Origin of the sequence: Dendronalium phyllosphericum CENA369 (genome assembly GCF_016056275.1) — a bacterium.
In the GTDB taxonomy this organism is placed as follows: domain Bacteria; phylum Cyanobacteriota; class Cyanobacteriia; order Cyanobacteriales; family Nostocaceae; genus Dendronalium; species Dendronalium phyllosphericum.
The window spans coordinates 1-21,290 of record NZ_JAECZA010000246.1; the positions used below are offsets into that span (position 1 = coordinate 1).

Annotated in this window: 22 protein-coding genes and 2 pseudogenes; 10 read left to right on the plus strand and 14 right to left on the minus strand. The window is 42.0% G+C overall.

From position 1 onward, the window contains the following. Window positions 1-403: 403 nt before the first annotated feature. The 3 genes from I8752_RS29035 (at window position 404) to I8752_RS29045 (ending at window position 6,730) form a co-directional block, all read left to right on the plus strand. Window positions 404-2,212 carry a ShlB/FhaC/HecB family hemolysin secretion/activation protein gene (locus I8752_RS29035; protein WP_214435680.1) on the plus strand — a complete coding sequence of 603 codons (1,809 nt, stop codon included), beginning with the start codon at window positions 404-406 and terminating at the stop codon, window positions 2,210-2,212. A 1,150-nt stretch (window positions 2,213-3,362) separates the two neighbouring features. Then, window positions 3,363-6,005, plus strand: a complete 2,643-nt coding sequence (locus I8752_RS29040) for an EAL domain-containing protein (protein WP_214435681.1) — start codon at window positions 3,363-3,365, stop codon at window positions 6,003-6,005. A 245-nt stretch (window positions 6,006-6,250) separates the two neighbouring features. Continuing rightward, entirely contained in the window at window positions 6,251-6,730 is a 480-nt protein-coding gene (locus I8752_RS29045) for a MarR family winged helix-turn-helix transcriptional regulator (protein WP_214435682.1), read from the plus strand. Between the two features lie 9 nt (window positions 6,731-6,739). On the opposite strand, the gene I8752_RS29050 is transcribed toward I8752_RS29045, so the two are convergent. From I8752_RS29050 to I8752_RS29060, 3 genes are all read right to left on the minus strand, one after another. Beyond that, window positions 6,740-7,129, minus strand: coding sequence for a hypothetical protein (locus tag I8752_RS29050; protein ID WP_214435683.1), 390 nt, complete (start codon window positions 7,127-7,129; stop codon window positions 6,740-6,742). A 538-nt stretch (window positions 7,130-7,667) separates the two neighbouring features. Then, complete coding sequence (locus tag I8752_RS29055) at window positions 7,668-9,146, minus strand: CoA-acylating methylmalonate-semialdehyde dehydrogenase (RefSeq protein ID WP_214435684.1); 1,479 nt, start codon at window positions 9,144-9,146, stop codon at window positions 7,668-7,670. A gap of 385 nt (window positions 9,147-9,531) precedes the next feature. Then, window positions 9,532-9,954, minus strand: coding sequence for an Hsp20/alpha crystallin family protein (locus I8752_RS29060; RefSeq protein ID WP_214435685.1), 423 nt, complete (start codon window positions 9,952-9,954; stop codon window positions 9,532-9,534). Between the two features lie 430 nt (window positions 9,955-10,384). Here I8752_RS29060 and I8752_RS29065 point away from each other — a divergent pair, with 430 nt between their 5' ends. Continuing rightward, window positions 10,385-11,428 carry an adenosine deaminase gene (locus I8752_RS29065; protein ID WP_214435686.1) on the plus strand — a complete coding sequence of 348 codons (1,044 nt, stop codon included), beginning with the start codon at window positions 10,385-10,387 and terminating at the stop codon, window positions 11,426-11,428. 161 nt (window positions 11,429-11,589) lie between these two features. On the opposite strand, the gene I8752_RS29070 is transcribed toward I8752_RS29065, so the two are convergent. The 8 genes from I8752_RS29070 to I8752_RS29100 form a co-directional block, all read right to left on the minus strand. Continuing rightward, entirely contained in the window at window positions 11,590-11,925 is a 336-nt protein-coding gene (locus I8752_RS29070) for a rhodanese-like domain-containing protein (protein WP_214435687.1), read from the minus strand. Between the two features lie 115 nt (window positions 11,926-12,040). After that, the gene (locus I8752_RS29075; protein ID WP_214435688.1) at window positions 12,041-13,435 is read right to left on the minus strand and encodes an IS110 family transposase; all 1,395 of its coding nucleotides are present in this window, start codon (window positions 13,433-13,435) and stop codon (window positions 12,041-12,043) included. A gap of 271 nt (window positions 13,436-13,706) precedes the next feature. Beyond that, window positions 13,707-13,925, minus strand: coding sequence for a hypothetical protein (locus I8752_RS29080; RefSeq protein ID WP_214435689.1), 219 nt, complete (start codon window positions 13,923-13,925; stop codon window positions 13,707-13,709). A gap of 93 nt (window positions 13,926-14,018) precedes the next feature. Continuing rightward, a complete protein-coding gene (locus I8752_RS38225) occupies window positions 14,019-14,141 on the minus strand; it encodes a hypothetical protein (protein ID WP_263986516.1) in 123 nt (40 codons plus the stop codon). Further along, window positions 14,134-14,814 (minus strand): hypothetical protein, encoded by a 681-nt coding sequence (locus I8752_RS29085; protein ID WP_214435690.1) that lies wholly within the window; start codon window positions 14,812-14,814, stop codon window positions 14,134-14,136. Before I8752_RS29085 ends, I8752_RS38225 begins: the two co-directional genes overlap by 8 nt. Then, window positions 14,811-15,056 carry a hypothetical protein gene (locus tag I8752_RS29090; protein ID WP_214435691.1) on the minus strand — a complete coding sequence of 82 codons (246 nt, stop codon included), beginning with the start codon at window positions 15,054-15,056 and terminating at the stop codon, window positions 14,811-14,813. Before I8752_RS29090 ends, I8752_RS29085 begins: the two co-directional genes overlap by 4 nt. Before the next feature lie 109 nt (window positions 15,057-15,165). Continuing rightward, window positions 15,166-15,480 carry a hypothetical protein gene (locus I8752_RS29095; protein WP_214435692.1) on the minus strand — a complete coding sequence of 105 codons (315 nt, stop codon included), beginning with the start codon at window positions 15,478-15,480 and terminating at the stop codon, window positions 15,166-15,168. Window positions 15,481-15,584: 104 nt separating this feature from the next. Further along, window positions 15,585-15,770 (minus strand): hypothetical protein, encoded by a 186-nt coding sequence (locus tag I8752_RS29100; RefSeq protein WP_214435693.1) that lies wholly within the window; start codon window positions 15,768-15,770, stop codon window positions 15,585-15,587. Between the two features lie 570 nt (window positions 15,771-16,340). Between I8752_RS29100 and I8752_RS29105 the strand changes: the two genes are divergently transcribed. From I8752_RS29105 to I8752_RS29120, 4 genes are all read left to right on the plus strand, one after another. Beyond that, complete coding sequence (locus I8752_RS29105) at window positions 16,341-16,595, plus strand: helix-turn-helix transcriptional regulator (protein WP_214435694.1); 255 nt, start codon at window positions 16,341-16,343, stop codon at window positions 16,593-16,595. Window positions 16,596-16,775: 180 nt separating this feature from the next. Further along, on the plus strand, window positions 16,776-17,453 hold the full coding sequence (locus I8752_RS29110; RefSeq protein ID WP_214435695.1) for a hypothetical protein: 678 nt from the start codon (window positions 16,776-16,778) through the stop codon (window positions 17,451-17,453). A gap of 5 nt (window positions 17,454-17,458) precedes the next feature. Continuing rightward, a complete protein-coding gene (locus tag I8752_RS29115) occupies window positions 17,459-17,704 on the plus strand; it encodes a hypothetical protein (protein ID WP_214435696.1) in 246 nt (81 codons plus the stop codon). After that, a complete protein-coding gene (locus I8752_RS29120; RefSeq protein WP_214435697.1) occupies window positions 17,701-18,156 on the plus strand; it encodes a hypothetical protein in 456 nt (151 codons plus the stop codon). Before I8752_RS29115 ends, I8752_RS29120 begins: the two co-directional genes overlap by 4 nt. 113 nt (window positions 18,157-18,269) lie before the next feature. Here I8752_RS29120 and I8752_RS29125 read toward each other — a convergent pair whose 3' ends face one another. From I8752_RS29125 to I8752_RS29135, 3 genes and pseudogenes are all read right to left on the minus strand, one after another. Beyond that, the gene (locus I8752_RS29125) at window positions 18,270-18,446 is read right to left on the minus strand and encodes a hypothetical protein (protein WP_214435698.1); all 177 of its coding nucleotides are present in this window, start codon (window positions 18,444-18,446) and stop codon (window positions 18,270-18,272) included. Beyond that, window positions 18,409-18,591 (minus strand): hypothetical protein, encoded by a 183-nt coding sequence (locus I8752_RS29130; RefSeq protein WP_214435699.1) that lies wholly within the window; start codon window positions 18,589-18,591, stop codon window positions 18,409-18,411. The genes I8752_RS29125 and I8752_RS29130 overlap by 38 nt, the downstream gene beginning before the upstream one ends. After that, window positions 18,588-19,040 (minus strand): annotated as a pseudogene (locus tag I8752_RS29135) (tyrosine-type recombinase/integrase); the annotation flags it as partial. The pseudogene I8752_RS29135 and the gene I8752_RS29130, both read right to left, overlap by 4 nt. Window positions 19,041-19,414: 374 nt before the next feature. On the opposite strand from I8752_RS29135, the gene I8752_RS29140 reads away from it, so the two are divergent. Both I8752_RS29140 and I8752_RS29145 read left to right on the plus strand, forming a co-directional pair. Continuing rightward, on the plus strand, window positions 19,415-19,924 hold the full coding sequence (locus I8752_RS29140) for a hypothetical protein (RefSeq protein ID WP_214435700.1): 510 nt from the start codon (window positions 19,415-19,417) through the stop codon (window positions 19,922-19,924). A 49-nt stretch (window positions 19,925-19,973) separates the two neighbouring features. After that, window positions 19,974-21,033: pseudogene (locus I8752_RS29145) on the plus strand (IS630 family transposase). Window positions 21,034-21,290: the final 257 nt, after the last annotated feature.

The window sequence follows — 21,290 nt, forward strand, 5'->3', positions numbered from 1 at the left end:
GGAGTGGGGAGTAGGGAGTAGGGGAAGAAATTAGCCCCGAAAAAGGTTAAAGCCTCGCCCGCAAGTGGCGCGAAAAATCCTTGTATTGCACAAGATAGGTTGAAACCCCGCCCCTTGTGGGCGGCTTAGTTTCCCTACTCCCCAATCCCTACTCCCTACTCCCTTTTATAACAATATTTTAAATACTTCAGAATGGTACTTATAAAAAAGAGTTTATTGCTATTAATTTTGTAATTTATCTGCATATTATTAATATCTATATTAATGACTCGATACTATATTTAACCTACTATTCTTCGCTAAAAAAATTAACTTTAGTGTCAAAAGATAAAGTAAAGTAATATTTACATCTCAAGCAGCTACCGTACATCCCCTAGTTTCTGTCAGAAACTAATTCAGTGCCATGATTGATAAATCCTCTCAGACGTTTGCAGTGTCATGCTTATCACTGGGTACATTTGTATTTTTTAGCAGCCTTACTACTAGTTCCTTAAAAGCTCAAGCGATCGATACTACCCAATTACCAAAAAACAATTTTGTCTTATCGCAGCAAATTCCATCACCACAAGATGTGCAACCGCAAGACATCCAACCACCCTTACCTTCTCCACAACCTTCTCCCCAACTGCCACAGCAACTTCCTCCACCTTCAGAATTACTTCCACCTTCTGCGCCAACTCCGACACCCGATCGCCCATCAACAGATAAAATTCCCCAGACTATCGTTGTAGAAAAGTTTGAAATTGTTGGTAGTACAGTATTCAGTCCCGAAGAGTTAGCTAAAGTTACGGATAAATTTACTAAAAGACCTATTTCTCTGGCTGAACTTTTTCAAGCTCGTTCTGCCATCACCGATTTATATGTCCAAAAAGGCTACATTACTTCTGGAGCTTACATCCCACCTCAAACTATTAAATCTGGTACGATTAAAATTCAGGTGGTCGAAGGTAAATTAGAAGATATTCAGGTAACTGGCACTAGACGGTTGAACTCCAATTATGTCCGCAGCCGTTTAGCAATAGCTACGTCCGCACCTCTGAATCGAGAGCGCCTTTTGCAAGCACTACAACTGTTGCAACTGAATCCTTTAATTCAAACCCTAAAAGCAGAATTGTCAGCTGGTTCGCGTCCAGGCACAAGTGTGCTACAAGTTGAGATTGCAGAGGCAAAATCCTTCAGTGCTCAAGTAGTTTTGGATAATGGGCGATCGCCTAGTGTTGGCAGTTTTCGACGACGATTACAACTCAATGAAGCCAATTTACTGGGATTGGGAGATGGTTTAAATCTCACTTACACCAATACCGATGGTAGCAATGCTTTGGATACTGGCTATACGTTGCCTCTCAATCCCCGCAACGGAACGCTTTCTTTCAACTTTGGTACGTCATGGAGCAATGTCATCGAACGTCCTTTCGACATTCTAGATATTGAATCTTCTTCTCGCTACTACGAATTAACCTTCCGCCAGCCAGTAATCCAAACTCCTACACAAGAGTTTGCCTTGGGAGTTACAGCATCTCGACGAGAAAGTAAAGCTACTTATCAGCCTCCTGGTGAAGAACAATTATCTTTCCCTTCTCTAGGAGCCGACGATGAGGGACGCACGCGGATATCTGCGTTGCGCTTTTTTCAAGAATGGACATCTCGTAACAGCCGCGAAGTCATTGCTCTGCGTTCTCAATTTAATTTCGGTATAGGTGCTTTTGATGCCACAATTAATTCCGAGCGTCCTGATAGCCGCTTTTTTGCATGGCAGGGGCAAGCACAGTGGGTACGTCTTTTAGCTCCCGATACTTTATTATTAATACGTGCAAATACGCAACTGGCATCTACGTCTTTGTTGCCTTTAGAGCAGTTTGGCTTGGGAGGTCTAGACAGCGTTAGAGGCTACCGTCAAGATTTTCTGTTAACTGATAATGGCACTTTTGCTTCTGCGGAAGTTCAAATACCAATTCTCCGCTTACCTGAAACAAATACTATATTAAAGGTCGTACCTTTTGTAGATTTTGGCGTTGTTTGGAATAATTCTGCTGTCAATCCAGACCCGAACACCCTAGCTGCTGCTGGTTTAGGTTTGCGCTTATCCCAAGGCGATCGCTTCAGTGCTCGTCTTGATTGGGGTATTCCTTTAGTATCTGTGCAATCAGAGGGAAGAACGCTGCAAGAAGATGGGCTGTACTTTTCTGTGATTTATAATCCATTTGGAAATTAATAATTTCGCTGGCTAGCTCATTTATGGTTTGCCAAATAGGATTGTTAGCGATCGCAAAGAACTTCTACTTTATCTTTATCAAACCAAGTTATAATTATAAATTCACTACAAATTTTATTGAAATTGAGATTTCATCTCGTGTTAAATCATGGAGTAATCTTCTGCTGATTTCTCACTTTAAATATTTAAACTTACTCTATTAAAACAACAACACCCAAGCTTATATCCGCCTAGTTCTTTCCTCATCATTGATAAATCTGTTCAGGGTTGTACTAATTAATTAACACTTTTAATGTGCTATGCAACTAGTTACATCGCCCTCTTAAAACCACTTTGAGGAAATGTCAGCGCTTAAGTTGGGTGTTGCTTTGAGTGTACGAGACAGATGTTGAAACAGCGTTTTTACCTCTTAACTTAATGTAACTTGTTTGCTTTGGCTGTTGAATCTGCCAGGGAAGCTTTTGAGGCTTCAATTAATAAGTTACCACTACTAGATGAGGGTAGATGTGTTTTGAAACTAAACTTTACTTTTAGGATTATTAACTGATGACAGCTGAAAGCCAGGTGCTTTAACACAATTTCCTCTGCTACATACTGGTTGCTGATGGCTGTGAATAATTGACAAATTCAAATGAGGTCGTTTATTTGTGAAAGTTCTCTTAATTTTCTTAACTATTAGAATTACTTTATATTCAGCTGAATTTTAGAGAATAAATTTTTATAAAGGAGTTTATATGAACAGTAAATATACTAAGCTTCTTTGTCAAAATGATTTTGCGCTCGCTGTCTCGATCGGATGAATAATAGTCTTTATAATAGTTCTTGGACAAACTATTCTATGAAAAAAATCCGTGATTTTACTATGTATAATATTAGTCATTTGAATTTATTCTGGATATTTAAGGAAGTAGAAGACAATGACTGAAAGTCTTAAATCTTCTGACTTTTTTTACAAGTTAGACAAAAACTCAGGCTCCTAATTGCAAAGCTGGCTACCATCTAAACATCTCATCTAAAATAGTCAATCCTAGAACAACCAAAGATTGACTTTATTGATAGAAGTGAGTAGTCATTCCAGAAAATGGAGATTTAAGGTTAAAACAGAACTAAAGCAGTATTTTTTAACAGAATATGAACTTGAGGTAGAGTGATGGCAGGAAATGAGCAGGAAAAAATACGCCATCTATTGGTTGTCCAAGATATGCAAGGACAGCGAACTATCTCTCTCCAAGAAACAACTTATTCTATTGGGCGGCATCCTGAAAACTCTATTGTTCTGCGTTCGCGCTCGGTATCCAGGCAACATGCTATTTTATTGCGAGTGACTCTTCCAGAGAGCGACCAATATGGCTTTTTGATTATTGATGGTAACTTCAAGGGGAAAGGTAGCACTAATGGCTTAATAGTGAATGGTCATAAGTGTTCCTCACATAACCTCAAACATGGTGATGTCATTTTATTTGGCAATAATCAAGCTCAAGCTAGATATTATGCGATCGCCAACATCAGCGAAAAAGCTTTTTCTGAATGTGAAGCTGAAGACCTAGCTACTTTCCTATCGCAGCCAGTTAATACCAATAGTCATTTTCAAACTCTAGCTGTCGATCCTAGCTTTGAAGGAGCTAGTGAGACTCTCCTCGCTCGCCTAGCATCCTTCCCCGAACTCGTACCCAATCCAATTATCGAGACAGATTTAGAGGGAACAGTTACCTATCTTAATCCCGCCGCCGCTCTCAAATTTCCTAAACTCAGAGAAATTGGCAAGCAGCATCCTATCTTAATGGGACTATTAAATGCGGTGAAGAATCGCAGGGAAAATCCTTTTATGCGGGAAGTAGAAGTAGAGCAAAAATTTTTTGAGCAATCCGTTCACTGCCTACCTGAAAGCGATTTAATTAGAACTTTTATTGTTAGGGATATTACAGAACAAAAGCAAGCCGAAGCTGAACTGCGCCAACGCGATCGCTTGCTACAAGCAGTTGCGGAAGCCGCAAATTATTTGCTAGTAGAAATGAATTATGAAACGGGCATTGATAAGGCTTTAGCGGTGCTGGGCGAAGCTGCTAAGGTAGATCGCGTCTATCTCTTTAACAATCATCTCCATCCAACTACAAAAGAGATGGCAGTCAGCCTGCAATTTGAATGGAAGCGTTTTGGACTTGAATCTTCTCGCCAGCACTGGCAAAATCTGCTTTATCACTGTTCTAAATTAGCGCGTTGGTACGCTACTCTCTCAAGAGGCGAGTCCATTAGCGGTATAACTCAAGAATTCCCCGCAGAAGAACAAGAATTCCTCAGCCAATATGACATTCAATCCTTACTTTTAGTGCCTTTACGACTAGAGGATGATTTCTGGGGATACCTAGGCTTGGCAGACTGTTCAAAAGAGCGTCACTGGTCAAGACACGAAGAATCAACGCTTTTGACAATGGCAGCTAGTATCAGTGGTGCTAGGCAGCGTCAACAAGTAGAGAAAAAAATTCGTTACCAAGCCCTTCACGATCTGCTAACTGGATTGCCTAATCGCTTGCTGTTCAACGAGCTACTTTCTAAAACCCTACCTAATAGAGTTCGCAATGGCGAAAGTCTAGCTGTGATGTTTCTCGATTTAGATCGCTTTAAGATTATCAATGATACTCTGGGGCACACTTTGGGAGATAAACTCTTACAAAGTGTAGCCCAAAGATTGAAAGATTCTCTTAGAGGTGGAGATACTGTTGCTCGTTGGGGAGGAGATGAATTTACGATCCTACTGCCTCAAATAACTTGTCTTGAGGAAGTCACTCAGGTAGCTTGGAGAATTTTACACGCTTTCGAGAATGCCTTTAATCTTGATGGTCACGAACTTTATGTCAGTGCTAGCCTTGGCATTTCCTTGCTTGACGAACACAGTCCGGATGCTGAAACTTTAATCAAAAATGCAGATGCAGCTTTATACTACGCCAAAGATGAGGGGAGAAATAACTACCAGTTTTACACCACTACCCTAGGTGCTAAAAATCCCGAACTCCTGACTCTAGAGAAAAGCCTGCGCTATGCCCTAGAAAGACAAGAATTAATGGTGTACTATCAGCCTCGAATCAAAATTGCCACAGGAGAAATTACTGGCATGGAAGCTCTGCTACGCTGGCAGCATCCTGAGATGGGACTAGTAGCACCTAATGTTTTTATTCCTTTGGCCGAGCAAAGTGGATTAATTATCTCTATCGGTGAATGGGTGTTACGGACAGCTTGTAGTCAAAATCAAATTTGGCAACAGGCGGGATTACCTCCTTTAACAATCGCTGTTAATCTCTCTCCCAAACAGTTCCGCCAACCCAAACTACTGGAAACTGTAGCTGAAATTTTAGCAGAGACGGGGTTAGAGGCTCAGTTTTTAGAATTAGAAATTACAGAAACGACAGCTATTGAGGATTTAGATTTTACCAGAACTGTGTTGCAGGGTCTCCAGGAAATGGGCGTTCACATTTCTATCGATGACTTTGGTACGGGTCATTCTTCTCTTTCGCGCCTACAACTCTTACCACTCCACAATTTGAAAATTGATAAGTCTTTTATTCAAGAATTGACAACAGATATCAAAGTAGCTCATATTGTCAAGGCGATTGTTACTTTGGCGAGGAGTCTGGGGTTAAGGCTTACAGCTGAAGGGGTAGAAAAGCCAGAGGAACTAGATTTCTTGAAATCTATCCATTGCGAGGACGTACAGGGCTTCTTATTCCACAAACCGCTTTCGGCTGAGAAAGCCACAGAAGTCCTCAAAAGTGGACGAATTATGAGTGTTCAAAGATAAGGGATTGGGGTAAATAAGCTGATGCGCTTTTAAATTGCATAATTCAACTCGCTAGAAAGACGCGGGGACGCGGGGACGCGGGGACAGGGAGACACGGAGATGCAATTTGAATGATGATTCGCTTAACTCTATTGTCTATGGCTTTGGTTTGGATTGTACAATTCTCTTGCTAGCATTAATAGGCTTGGCCCTAATCTATGGAAGACTTTATCCATGGGGCAATATAATCCGGAGAATAACGATCGATGAGCTTGGATAAACCCTCTCAAGGTGCAACTTCCGAAGAATGTGCCGTCAGAGTAATGGAGACAGTTCCATTAGTAATGCGGTTTATCCGATCCCAAATGCGCGCCCATAATGCTGCTTTTCTTTCTATACCTCAATTGCGATCGCTAGCATTTATTAACCGCAATCCTGGCGCTTCATTATCTGACTTGGCAGAGCATCTCGGTGTCACTTCCGCTACAGCATCAGCGACAATAGAACGGCTAGTACAACGCAACTTAGTGGAACGCTTTCACCATCCTCAAGAGCGACGGCGGATAGTCCTGAATCTCACTGAAGAAGGTAAGTATCACCTTCAGCAATCCCAAACTTATACCCGCGCTCATATCGCTGATATGCTCAAGGGTATGACAGATGAAGAACTTGCCCACATTGAAGAAGGTTTAGCTCTCTTAAAACATGTGTTCGAGCAAACAGAATTCAACTCTCAAAAACACTGAGATGAATAATTAGAATCTTATGCCAAGTTGCCCGTTAAATCCTCGAACAGAATTGTAACCAGCGCCTACAAAAACATTATCTGTAGCACTTACCTGAACGCCGCCTGAAACTGCAAGACCTTTATCTTCTGAATAATATCCCAGTCCGACATAAGGCGAAACCACTGGCAAACTCAAGAATTTTAGCACATCTACTCCAGTTGAATTATCTGGCCCCTTTCCAACTTCCACCCCTAAATTGAAAGCTCTAACTCCTACACCATAAGTTATATCGCCATCTTTGCCGCCGACTGAAACCCACGGTTGTGGTATAAGTTGAGCGGAAACTTGACTTGGGGCAAATAATGCAAAAAAACCTAGTGATGTAACGAGTGTTTTGGCAATAACCGCTCTTTTCATGCTTTCCTCAGACACTATTTGTCAATCGATTTTGGATTTGTTTCACCCACAAAGGGAAGTCACACTACTGATAATTAGGGATTCCTGATGCTGATTAATTGTGACGCATTTAACTTCACCTAAGTGCCCAGTCAGGTAAGTGCTGAGTTAGGAGACGCGATGAATCGCGTCTGTACAAGAGTCGGTTTGTAAGGCTTTGAGCATGAGCGGGAAAGGAGTAATAAGGCCGCCCTCTGCATTTACAATGCAAGTCGATGCATTAATAAGGCCGCCCTCTACATTCACAATGCAAGTCGATGCATTAATAAGGCCACCCTCTGCATTCACAATGTAAGACGATGCATTAATAAGGCCACCCTCTGCATTCACAATGTAAGACGATGCATTAGCACTTTATCAGCACCAAACCTTAATTCCTCCCCATGAACTATTACTGACAAAAATCTGCCCATCTGGACTGAACGCGCGGGGAAAATCAATCGAGATGTTAGCAATGGAAGCAAGGCGAGAGAAATTACAACTGACCACTGACAATCCTTTAAAATTGACGCGACCACTGACTAGGCCAACGTTCTACAATCACTTTTGTTTGGGTGAAAAACTCTACTGCGTGATTGCTTTGCCCGTGCAAGTCACCAAAAAAGCTTTCTTTCCAGCCGCTAAAGGGGAAAAATGCCATTGGTGCAGCAACGCCAATGTTGATACCGATATTACCTGCTTCTGCTTCGTAGCGGAATTTACGGGCTGCTGCGCCACTGCTGGTAAATAAGCAAGCCATGTTGCCATATTGACCGCTATTAACTAAGGCGATCGCATCCTCAATACTATTTAAATGTATTAAACTCAGCACCGGTCCGAAAATTTCTGTCCGGGCAATTTCCCCTGTTGGCTCGACGTTTTGCAAAATCGTTGGTCGGATAAAGTTACCATTTTCATAATTAGTTATGTTGGGATTCCGTCCATCTACTAACAAATTTGCGCCTTCATCTGCGCCTTTTTGAATTAATTCTTCAATGCGCGTTTTGCTTTGGGTAGTAATTACAGGCCCCATTTCTACGCCTTGGTCTAAACCATTACCTACGACTCGCTTTCTGGCAGTTTCCGCGATCGCTTCTGTAAATGTGTGCCGTGCTTCCCCAACTGTGACAGCAATTGAGGCGGCTAAACAGCGCTGTCCCGCACAACCAAAGGCACTATCAGCAGCGATGCGGGTAGTCATTTCTATGTCTGCATCTGGCAAAACGATAATCGGATTTTTTGCGCCTCCTTGACATTGCATCCGTTTGCCATTGGCCGCCCCTCGACTATATATATATTTAGCTACTGGGGTGGAACCGACAAAACTAATCGCTCGAATTTGCGGGTGTTCTAAAATAGCGTCTACAACTTCTTTCGCACCGTTGACTAAATTAACAACTCCTTTAGGCAAACCAGTTTTTTCTAGCAACTGAAAGATTTTTTGCATCGTCAGCGGCACTTTTTCAGAAGGCTTAACAATATAAGTATTACCGCAGGCGATCGCATAAGGTAAAAACCAAAAGGGAATCATCCCCGGAAAGTTGAAAGGACAAATCACCGCCGCCACTCCCAGAGGTTGGCGAATCATCATCTCATCAATACCCTTAGCAATATCTTCTGAGTTAGTTCCCTGCATCATCATGGGAATGCCACAGGCGACTTCTACATTTTCAATAGCGCGGCGCATTTCGCCCTGTGACTCAGCCAAAGTTTTACCACATTCTTGCGTGATTGTGCGAGCCAAATCTTGAAAATGTTCTTCCAGTAAATTCTTGAGTTTAAATAAATATTGGACTCGTTCAGTGGGAGGGGTACGTCGCCAAGTAATAAAAGCTGCTGCCGCTGCTTCTGCGGCTTGATTTAACTCAAATGCTGTTGATAGAGGCACTTGAGCTAATAATTCTGCTGTAGCTGGGTTAATAATTTCTAAGTATTCTGTAGTATTAGATGCACACCAGTGACCATTGATATAGTTGGGTAAGATAGGAGTCGCGTTCATGAAGGTAGTGTCATTCTCAAATGTAGATGCGGCAATATGACTATATTAGCTGTTCATTTTGACACACTAATTGCATTTATTTATTGCCAATATATTAGTTGTATGGCAAGCGAATTAAAGGTTAGGACATCTTGAAAGCGTGGATGTTAGAAATAGTAATGTTTTACCTCCTGCCTTCTGACTTGAAAAAGGGTGTAGGGTGTAGGGAATATTCCTTTTTCATGTATGGTGATGAAAATTTTTTCATCGGGACTGCCTTCTGCCTTCTGCCTTCTACTTATCAATTACAAACTCATAAAAAATGCCTGGTTGATATACTTCAACCAGGCTAAATTTTATCTCACCAATTCAAAGATTTTTTGCAGGAAAATCTTTATACCGTAGGTTACTGCAAATTAACCTTGACGACTTTATTTTTTTCGGCTTCAGTTTTAGGCAGGGTTAAATTTAGAATTCCGTCTTTGTATTCAGCCTTAACATCAGTGTTTTGAATGCGGGCAGATAGAGGAATTACTCGTTGAAACTTACCGTAGTAAAATTCACTTCTGGTTTTGCCGTTATCTTCAGTTTTGGTTTCAGATTTGCGTTCGGCAACCACCTTAACTGCATTATTGGTGACTTCGATATCTAAATCCTTAGCTTCAACACCAGGGAGTTCTAGCTTCAGATGTATTGCTTCCTCAGTTTCATGCAGTTCAGCTGCTGGAACTTTAGCAGAAATGGAGGCTGGGAAATCTTCAAATACTCGGTCGATTTGACGTTGCAGTGCGTTCAATTCTTGCCAAGGATTGTAGCGTACTAAAACCATATTTCTCTCCAACTCGTAACTCTTTCTTTACTTGCTTAATCATCGCTTTGATTACTATAGTAGAGATTATTTTTATGGCTGCAAATACGGTTAATATCACTTAGATAATTGATGATAACCGCACAAGAATTACAGCATAATTAAAGGTAGTAACAATACGAATATTTTAAGTAGGGTAAACCCAACTTAGTTGTAGACAGCATTCAGCGCAGCTTATATAGCCGTAGTCACACCCTTTAGGACTATTGCGATTGCTAAAGCCTTACAGCAACTGACTCTTGTACAGACGCGATGAATCGCGTCTCTTGGCCATAACTCATACTCAACAACATTAATTAATAGCAGCTTTACACAATCTTCCTTCGGGCATAGATTTTTTCTGCTGATGTTTTTGTTACAATTAGTGAAATTTTTCCCTAAAAATACCACTATGGCTTTATATGCTGAATTGCATCGGCATCTAGGCGGTTCGGTTGTACCTCGCGTTTTATGGCGATATTTTGAGCGACATTCATCTGAGTTGATTTCTGGTTTTCCAGACTATTCAGAATTTGAGGACTTTTACACGCGGCCGCGCAACACCCTAGATGAATACCTGGAATTGCACACTCTAGTAGAAAGCGTGCAAACTGTAGAGACTTTGCCTTACTTTGTCTACCGCTTGGTACGGGGTGCTTATATTTTTGAAAATTTGGCTTATCTAGAACTGCGCTACACTCCCTATTTGCGGACACCCGACCATTTAAGTCAATCCGAGAGAATTGACAAGATGGCGGAAATTGTAGAAGTAGTAGGAAAAGCTAGTCACCTATCGGAATATCCAATTGTCACTAGCCAAATTCTTTGTATGCACTCGCGCTTACCCTATGAGGTGAATCGGGCAATTGTTGACTTGGCAGTGCAGAATAAGCAGTATGTCTGTGGCATAGATGTAGCAGGTGGTGATAGTTACTATGCCGATCGCATGGAAGAATGGATTAAATTGTACGACTATGCGCGATCGCAAGGCGTTAACACCACAGGACATTTATATGAAACCACTGCTGGCTGTTATCCCGAACTGTTACCCTATTTGATGCGGATTGGTCACGGTATCCAAATTCCTTTGTTATCTCCAGAGTTACTTCCGGATGTGGCTAGACGCGGACAGTGTTTGGAGGTTTGCCCGACAACTTATCTCAAAACTGGTACTTTAGAGGATATTCGTCAACTCAAATTAGTTTTTGATCGTTGTTTTGAGGCTGGGGTAGATATCGCTATTTGCACTGATAATGCTGGCTTACACAATGTACGTCTGCCGTTTGAGTATGAAAATCTCTTGACTTACGACATTATTAGCTTTAAACAACTGCAAGCTTGTCAAGATGCAGCTTTTCGCCATGCTTTTGCTTGGCCCTATAGTCAACGTCCGGCATCACTTTTAAGCGGCTTGCTAAAACCTGACACTTCCAAGGTTATGGCGATTAAAGATTAATTTACTACCTCTGGCTGGTAACGCAGTAGAGTTATGAAACGTTCATTTTCTAGCCAATGAATTTTTCTGATTACCTAGAAGAAACTGTACTGCACACTGTGCAGTACACAACAACAAACATAGTCAATCAATAAACTCGAAATATTATATCTAGGTTAGGTTTATGCGCTCAAACCTTCTGTAGCGCCACCAGCCGATTTCCAGGCAGCAAAACCTCCTTGGATTGCCGCTACCTCAGCAAACCCAGAACCTTGCAATAATTTAGCAGCTTGGGCTGTTTGTTCGTCATTTTCGCCATAAACGTAGATGTGGCGTTCCGCGTGCAAAGAAGATTTAGCACGAGTTACCAAATCGTCCAATGGGATAGTTATTGCCCCGATAATATGACCGTGATTGTAACTGGGGCGATCGCGCACATCAATAATTGTAAAATTTGGTTGACCCCATTGCAGACGTGATTTTAGCTCGTGTACATCAGCTGCTAAATTAACACTCATAAGCATTTCCTGCTTGGTACTTTAAAAGCAATCTATCAAAAATCATCTTTTAATTGAGTTTTCAGTCTAATAAGTTAATAATTGGCAAATCCCCCAAGGATTGGGGGAATAGTCATTAGTCATTATTTATCAGTTCATTTGAACTATCTAACATTTGCATTAACTGATAAAACAGAAGGTTACACACCTTAGCCATGAGTTTACCTTGAAGGTGTTTACCGTTGAGTAATTGCTCACCTTGATCGTTAGTGTTGCTTTTAAGACTATCCCGGTAATCTAAAAGTGCTTTGGTAATTTGATTACTTGGTAGTCTTCCGGTTTCGACTTGGCACAATACATACTGCCAAAGGCTCATTCTACATAGTGCTGAACCGCTAGTTTTCTCAATCAGGGCATCACCTGATTGCTCTAAAACAGTTCCCATACCCAACCGCATTTTGAAGGTATCACGAGAGCGATTGCGTTTAATTCGCTTGGTGTCTCCTACTGAACGCTTAACGACCGTTTGCCCATCGCGCCGTTCTTTCTCAGTCCGCTTAACTTCCCTGACTTCATATTCAATAAGCTGTTTGCTGTCGGCATTGAGGAACGCCTCGAACGGGTAGATACGGCTGAGTAATCTGGCACGGACTCTCAACCCAAACCCGAATTGTCCAAAAATCTGGTTATAGGGCTTGAAGTATTGCTCAGATACCAATGCTGTGATTTCTGCCTCAATGCGCTGCTCCTCTAACTCAATGTCACACAACCAATCGGCGTGAGTTCTAAGTGTCGGGTCAATCTCAATTCCGTAAGCCACTGCTACCGAGTTTTTGTACTTGTTGTTGAGTATAGTAAGACTTCGCGGCGAAATCTCATCAAATCTCTGAGCTAACCAACCCCATAATGGTGGAACATTACCTACTTTGGTCGATTTAGAAATGGTATGAGCTGCTTCTGGGAACTGCCACGCCAAAAGTTGACGACAGTAGTTGATAATTGGGCTTTGTACACGGTTCAAGTGTTCAAGCTGTTGGCACAGTTCGCGTAATCGGTCAATTCCTTCCGGTCGATGCATGAGAAAATATTTAAGGTTTAATTCCCCATCTTCCGTTTGGTGATCATCGTCGAGTGGGTAAGCAGCCATTGCTAGTGCATCAGCTGCATCAGATTTATTAGGTAGGTTTTTACCACCCCGGTATCGACGCAATTCAATATGACCAACCCAGAGAATTTTCACACCCAAACTGTTAAGAATTGATGCCCATAATCTACTGTAATGATTTCCAGTAGGTTCTAAAATAGCAATATCTGGTATGGTTTCTCGTACAAAATCAGCAAATTCAAAAGCATTCTTTTGCTTTTGTTTAGGATTGGGATTGCTGTAGAAAACTGGATATAAGCTTGATGCCTTATTCCTGGTTTTCTCCCAATAGTTTTTTAATCCACCTTTTGGATAAGATGTTAAAAGGTGAACTGTGACGCTCGATTTTGAGACATCAATGCCCAAGATTTTCAATTCAGTTGTCATGGTTCAGCTTCTGCTAAGGTGTACTTTACTGGATGTGGTAAACCCGGATTAAGAGCGCACGAATCACCCTAACGCCCCACACTTGAGGGGCGCGATTCAGTCCTAAACGCACCGGGAGCATTGCATCTAGAAAGCTGCGCTTGAAAACTCAAACGCCTCACACTCAAGGGGCGCATTTCTTTACTAACGCCGCATTTCTTACTTGCAATGGGCGGACTGCTTTGGACACAATCCGCGACGGTGGGTAATACCCACCGTTTCGGCTACTGTGTCAGGTAGCCTCATCAGGCGATTCTGTTTCTTCGATTTCGATATATGTATCGCTTAAAATGGCAATGATTTTGTCTAAATCATTGTTGATTGACTCATCAACATTGATGGATGCATATTCAAGTGGAGCAATTTCTTGAATTAATTTATCCAAATGAAATTTTGCTTTAAATACCCCTCTTCTGTCAGTCTCCGTGAGGGCGATTGCTAGAAGTCTCACGAGGCAATCAATACAACCTATACTATTAGAAAAAAATTGCTCTTGAATTTGTTATTAGAAAATAATCGCGCGATCGCTTGCTGTACAAAAGCTCTAGAATTCAGAAATGGCAAATGTTTTCGGAGACTGACAGAAGAGGGGTAATTTGTGCCACTGAACGTAATAATCCCATCCTGGATCTGGTTCGGGAATATTATTAGTTATCTCTTCACTCATAAACGTCCTCATCATCAAAATCTTCGTTCTCACCAACTAATGAATATTGGTTATCGGGGTCTATTTTGTTAAGAACGTCAACAGTTGCACGTCCTGTCAAAACATCAAAAACGGAGTAGCCACCAGTTGCGATCGCATTCTCTGCAAGCTGCATTTTGAGAATCTGTTCGAGTCCGGGAGTTCTTAACCTGGGGTCGATATCGTCAATTGAATTTATCGGTCTTGGCTGCTCGTTGCCGTCGATCCAGCGGTCATACTGGCTGTTGTAAAATTCTCGAAATGCCCTAGCAGCTTCGGGGGTTCCTATTGGTGGTGCAGTTTCTAGAAAATCAGCAAGTTCTGCACCACGGTGAAAACCTTCTGACCAACACTTCATTGATTCAATCCACTCATTATTCATGGCAAAGCCACCAGTCGCGGCTGCCTCTGCTGCAACCTCGGTTACATCAGCCCCACGATTGCTGGCAACAATTTGAGCTATTGCTTGAGCTTGAATACTGCTGAGGCGCTCTAAATCCACAATCCACAGTGCAACTTCTTTGCCATCAGTCCCGGTGACTCGCTCCAAGGGGAACGGATCGCGCATGGGTATCATACCGTCGGGAAAGAGGTCTAGTATTGGTTCGTAAGGGTTTCCGGGTTTAAGTTCTACCCAAGTGTCATGTTTGGTCATAGTCTTCGATTTTTTAAACGGTAATTGTCACAGTTGCAGCGCTCTTGCGCCTCAAGCCAAGCATTCATAATGGCTGTGGCATTGTCACCAAAGAAGCTTTGTTTGTCGCCGTTGTGCCAAGTGACAACAGCAATCGGGTTAGGGTAATCCTCAAATTGCAGTTGCCGAATTTGGGCCAGATTTAACCAGCCAGCGCTGGGGGTTGGGCAGGTAAACACGGTGGGAACTGATATGATTTGCATAACCGCTTAAAATCTCCTTAACTTTGGATTTTGAGCGAAATTGCGATCGCACCTCGGCAATTTACAAGTGTTTCCTTAGATGCGATCGCAATTCAAAACTTTGGGTTAATTAAAAAGGATTGTTTTCTGGGCCTGTGTCCTGGACTGAAGTTACAGGCGGTTGAATTGTTTGTTGAATTGTTTGTGATTTGTAGCTTTCATATTCGAGTTTGACTTGGCTTAACTTCTGTTTGATTTGCCTGAGTTCTTCTGCGGCCTGTTGGTGTGCTTCTTCACGGATTTTGCGCTCGACTGTTTCCATGACACGGGAGATGGACTCTTCTACGTCATCCCCCTCGGTCAATTCGGCGAACAGTGCCATTTTCTTGTTTTCGTAGTTCCCCAAGTTGAGAACCCGCTCGTAATTAATGGTTTTGATTTGCATAAGTATGTGATATTTTTTACTAGTTCAGGTTGAAGTAGTTAAACGATTTTCAGGAGCGATCGCGCAGCCTTTGAGGAAGTGCGATCGCTTTTGAATAAGTTGAGCTATCCTTGAGTCACTTCTTGGGGTTGCACATCAAAAAGCACCTGATAGCTCCCCCCTCCCTGGCGCAAGAGACTAGCGTAAGCATCGGCATCAGGACGGGTGCGAAGTCGAGCAACGCAGACATTCTCACCGCTGGGCAAATATTGGAAAATTGCCCACGGTCTAATTTCATCGCGGTAATTCATAATCTAAATTTCCTTCTCAAAAAAACACCAGCGCAAACTAACCACCTAGCTAACGCTGGTGTATTCCCACAATTTATGAAATATAAAACGTTCGCATTAATGCCAGGAAAACGCCAGTGGGTGACTGGCGAATCATGGTTTTATGTTTCCGAACTCGGTAAAGATTTGATTTTTCTGATTTTCGTCTAAATTTATACCTCCAAATAAAGGACATGACTGTTGGGGCGCACTCTTGTAGTGAAGCGTATGCGCGTTTGTGACTCAGCACTAATAACTGACCACTGACAACTGACTATTTACTTTAAGGATGTTTCCGCGCCGGGGCACTGTGGCAATGGCGCGGGTGATTTGCTCCTGAATAGGCCCTCACAGGCACTACAGCAAGGGTGAGGGGGGAGCGTACAGCTGATTAGCATCAGAATGAGACACTAACAGAAGACCAGCCATATACTGTACTTTCCCCAAGCCAGTGTTGCTGGCTGGTCTTTTACTGTCTATTCAAGTCTCATTATGAGACCTCATTGAACACATGTCAACCAGAGGCATCAAAATGAGACATTAACGAGTACAATGAACCCAAGAAGCCGAAGACAAAAACAGGAGAGTGATTCACCCTTGGACGCTCTAAGAATAGAAAGGACGAAATTAACTCAAGATGAACTCGCTATGCGTTGTGGGATTCCAAGGGCTACCTATCAACGGTGGATATCTGGGAAGACTGAAGCGCGGCTTACCATGTCTCAAGTTAAAAGCTTGTGTCGGGAGTTAGGCATAGAGCGAGTTGAGGACTTACCAGACGACTTTGGGCCGCCCAATCGAAGTTAAAAATCCAAAAGCCATCCTCACATTCCTGGGTGGCTATAGGGAACACGCATCTACCAGCATTATGCCAGTTGACTGCACCGCGGTGCGATCGCAACTAATAATCAATGACCTAAGAAAAGCAATAAGCCACCTAAAATTGCACTTCCGGGTGGCTAATTGACTCAATTTACTAATAGAATCATGTCACAAAATAGCTATAAAATCAATCTTCCGTGGTCAGAATCACACGAAGCATTCTGTTACAAACATCATATTTGCCCTGCTGCTAAATCGCTTTGGCAATGGCTAATGCGGCAAGGTGAAATCAGTACAGAAGTCGAGCCTGACTTATCAGAATTTAACGCTACAGTAGCCAAATCCAGAGGTAAAGGTTACTCGCATAACTACCTCAAATATATCTTTAATCAGTTAGTAAAACACAGAGTTATACAAGTAGTTAGACAGTATTCCTGGAAGATTTATAAGTTATTAGTTAGACCACTTGAGTGGTTAAATCCACCGAAAAAACAAAAGTTACAAAACAGTAACAAGAGTTACAATTCGCATCCTTCAAGTGATAGTAATGCCGTTGCCAGTGATATACAGCAGCAGCATTCCAACAATAAGCAGCTACTCGAAGACAACGGTATTTATTATGACGATGACATCACCGAAGTGTTACATCGTCCAACTAACGAAATCAAGTTAGCAATTTTGATATTCATCCTTCGTGGTGGATTTGAAGAGATTAAAAATCCCGAAGGATTTATACGTGATTGTTTGCGTGGTAAATGGTGGGAACACCCGCGAAATTACAATCACTTACTACAAGCTTATGGGAATTCTACAGAGTGGGATGAATTATTTCCATCTGGATAATTCCTATGTATAAAAAAAGCCGCTCACTTGGCGGCGTGTCAATTAACGGTGTTGTGATTATGAATCATCTCAATCAACAAAGAATAGACCATTTCAAAAATTGGATTAGAAACAGATTTATCACAGGGTGTGATTTCCATTATTTAAGCGCTGTCGATGCCCTGGCGTGGTCAGCAGCTTTGAGGGAACTGTCTCAGGAAGTTGGCCACCAAGTTGTACCTTTTCACTGGGGGCAGGAGGGGGACAGATGAAGCAAATCACACTGTTTGACCTGGAAGCTTTCACCCAATCAAGTGTTCACAATCCCTACTCCCCACTCCCTAATTACGATCCAGCCTGGGACGCAATCGACACACTGCAAAAAAATATAGACACTGTTCTGGAGCAAACATCAGAAACGTCAAAACCTGATTCTACTGTTCTGGAGCAAGCAATAACCGACACAGATAAATCTGCTCCAGAACAGTCACACTGGGTAGAAAAGTACAGAGTGGTTAGGTATCACCAAGAACATTATTATTACCGTTACCTGTGGATGTCAGGCCGGAAGCTGCACCATGTTCATATACCCGGTGGCAATGTGCGATCGCAAATTGCTCAATGCAGAAACCAGATGGTAGAGAATGCGCTCGCAGCTGGTAAATTACCCGTGGAGATTGAGAAATTAATCCGCTCCTGGCGTAGTCAGGAGTCAGGGAGTTAGTTCCCCATCTCCCTCATCTCCTAAGCGTGTCAAGCATTCTCAATAATCAGGTTTTGGCGATGCCATTCTTGGTGGCCCGCGCACAGGGTTACAAGTATTGATTTTTCGTTACTTCATCCATGAAAAGTGTTTAAAAGCAATTTTTTTAATGAGAGTGAGTAGCGATAAGTCGTTAAAAATAAAAATTGCGATCGCCGGACACAACCAGTAAAGGCGATCGCAAAAAATTCTTGAACATTAATGATTATGTGGTTAGAGTCTAGGATATTCGCCCTGCTGCGTTTCGTCATGAGTTATAGCCAAAAAATCATCAACTTCATCCCATGCTTGGTTAGCCATTGCTTCCAAAGTTTGAGCAAGTTCCAGCGGCGTGTAGCGTCTGAGGACAGACTTCACATACAGTTCTTCAATTTTGCTTAACAATTGTTGGGTCATAGAGTTGCGATCGCCTCCCTCACGTCGTCATCCGAAACATCGATGTAACGGGAAAGTACCTTGAGGTCAGTGTGGCCCGTTGCCTTTTTGATAGTTGCAAGGCTGACACCTCGCTTTGCTAATTTAGTAATGAAACTCCGGCGGGTGCTGTGAGTGCTGATGCCCTTAGCTGTCAGTCCAGCTTTTTCCACAGCAGTGCGTAGAATCATGTCAGCCCAACGTAGTGAAATTGGTTTTTCTCCTCCCCGGTCAGGGAACAGCCAACAGCAATTTTCTGGTTCGTATGCAATTAGAGATTCACGCAGTACAGGATGTACAGGCACTTGGCGTGTTTTGCGTTTTCCATCTGGGCTAGCCTTGCGCGTCCTGGCGCGAAAATTGATATACTCGCGTGGTGTTCCTTGTGAGTCATAAACATCCTGTACGCTCAGCTGCACCAGCGCACCCCAGCGCTCGCCAGTGTATCAAGCTAGATCCAGAAGTAGGCGATATTTTCTACTTCTAATCTGTTTGCGAATTTTGGCATAGTCTGCCTCTGTCAAAATGGCGGCTTGTCCATTTCGATTGTTCTTCATCCTATTTTCTCTTCTTGTGCTACTTCCGGTTTAACCATCGTCACTGGTTAAACCGGAATATTTCTAATTTTATGTATTAGTAATATCAGGCTTAATCCTAGTCAGAGCAATAGTTACACGTCCTCAGTGAATGTTCTTGTTTTACATAAAAGTAGAACATTTACTGATTTTTAATTACCGCATAAAACGGATTTAACGGAGTAGAAACAACACCCCCAACACCTACCAGTGCTGATTACCCAAATGGAATGAAATTATGGCTTGAAGATGGTAGTTTAACTGATAAATCAAGCAATGGGAATAATGCAACTCCTGTTGGTTCTAATAGTCCCACTGTCGTCAACAGCACATCAGGGAAACCAGCCCTCAAGTGGGACGGTAGCGGCACTCAGGAATTACAAGTTTCACCATTTTTAGGTAGTGCCACTGGAGCAACTTTATACTGTGTTTTCACTGCCTCCAATGGAAATTACAATCTCGTTCGTACTGCCAATTTAGATGACTACTGGAGATTTGTTTCTGGTGCTGGTTACTTCGGAACTTTCAGAAATGGCAGGTTTGAGGGATATCCTAACTCAATGCCAAGTAGTGGAAGTCATCTTATTAGCATTCATGCTGATACAAATAGCTATGAAGTGTTATTAGATAATGTTTCCCTTGGCAGTCAAAGTAGTACTTTTACTCCCGGAGATAGATTCAGAATTGTCAGCAACGACAAAGCATTTAGCGGTGATATAGGAATCATATTTGATTTCTGAAAAAAACTGCGAGATAATACGGAGAAAGATATCTGTCTAACAGAGAACAATGATAAGTCAGCATCTACAAGCCGCGATCGCAGAACTACAAGAATTTATAGATAATCGCCCAGATGCTCGTGAGGTGAGGAAAGCTTTAGCGGTGAAACTGGTTTATCAAGGCTACAAATATGAGGAAATTCAAACAATTTTAGATGTGTCTGTTGGTTCGATAACGAGTTGGAAGCGGGCTTACAAGGAATATGGAATTTTAGGACTGCGCTTAAATCATAAAGGAAGAAAGAGTTACCTTAGCGGTGAATAGCTCCAAGAAGTATTAAGTTGGTTGCAAACAAAAGACACTTGGGAGCTTAGTGAACTGGAGTATAAATTGGCATTTGAATATGATGTAATATACGAATCGAAACGAAGCTCCACCCGATTTATTTGACGCAGCGGGAATTAGTTGGAAGAAAACCACTTCCTTAAATCCAAAGGCTGACCCAGAAGCTGTCGCCGCAAAAAAAAACAGTCTTGTTACATTGTTGGCAAGCAACAGAGAAGAAATAGAAGCAGGAAGACTGAGAGTATTATTAATAGATGAGTGTCATCTATTGTGGGGAGACAAAACTTGTTATGTTTGGGAAAAAACTGACCAAGAAATAGCAGTTGGAGTCGTTAACGAACGAGATAAACAGACATACTACGGGGCAGTTGATTATCTTAATGGCAAGTTACTTCTTAAAGCTTACAAGGCTGGTAATTCAGGCAATACGATTGATTATTTACGTTATTTATTAGACCAGTCTCCCAACCAACGATTACTTCTGTTTTGGGATGGTACTTCTTACCATCGTTCACATCTGGTTCAAAACTTTTTAGGCGAAATAAATCAAGGTTTATCTCAAGAACAATGGAAAATTCACTGTGTCCGCTTTGCTCCTAATTGTCCATCACAAAATCCTATAGAGGATATTTGGTTACAAGCAAAAACCTGGGTTAGACGTTTTTGTGCTTTAATTCCAACATTCTCTCATTTAAAGTGGATGTTTGAATGGTTTATCCGAAACACTACGTTTGATTTTTTGTCTCTCCAGATGTACGGAGTTTTTTCAGAAATCAAATACTAGTCCTATAGCAGAGAAAGTTATTTATGATATTCAAGTTCAGGATATGGGATTTGAAAATGATAATTACACCCGTTCTGAAATTCAGAAAGCTTTTGATAGATACCAGAGAAATGTACTTGATATTCGTAGTCTTCAAAAAAGGGTGGATGATTTCAATCTCCAAGACCAGCGAACGAGAGATAGATTATACCCCTCTTCTGTCACTTTCCGGATAGAATGAATAGAATAAAGGAAAAATAGAACTCTACAAGGTAAGT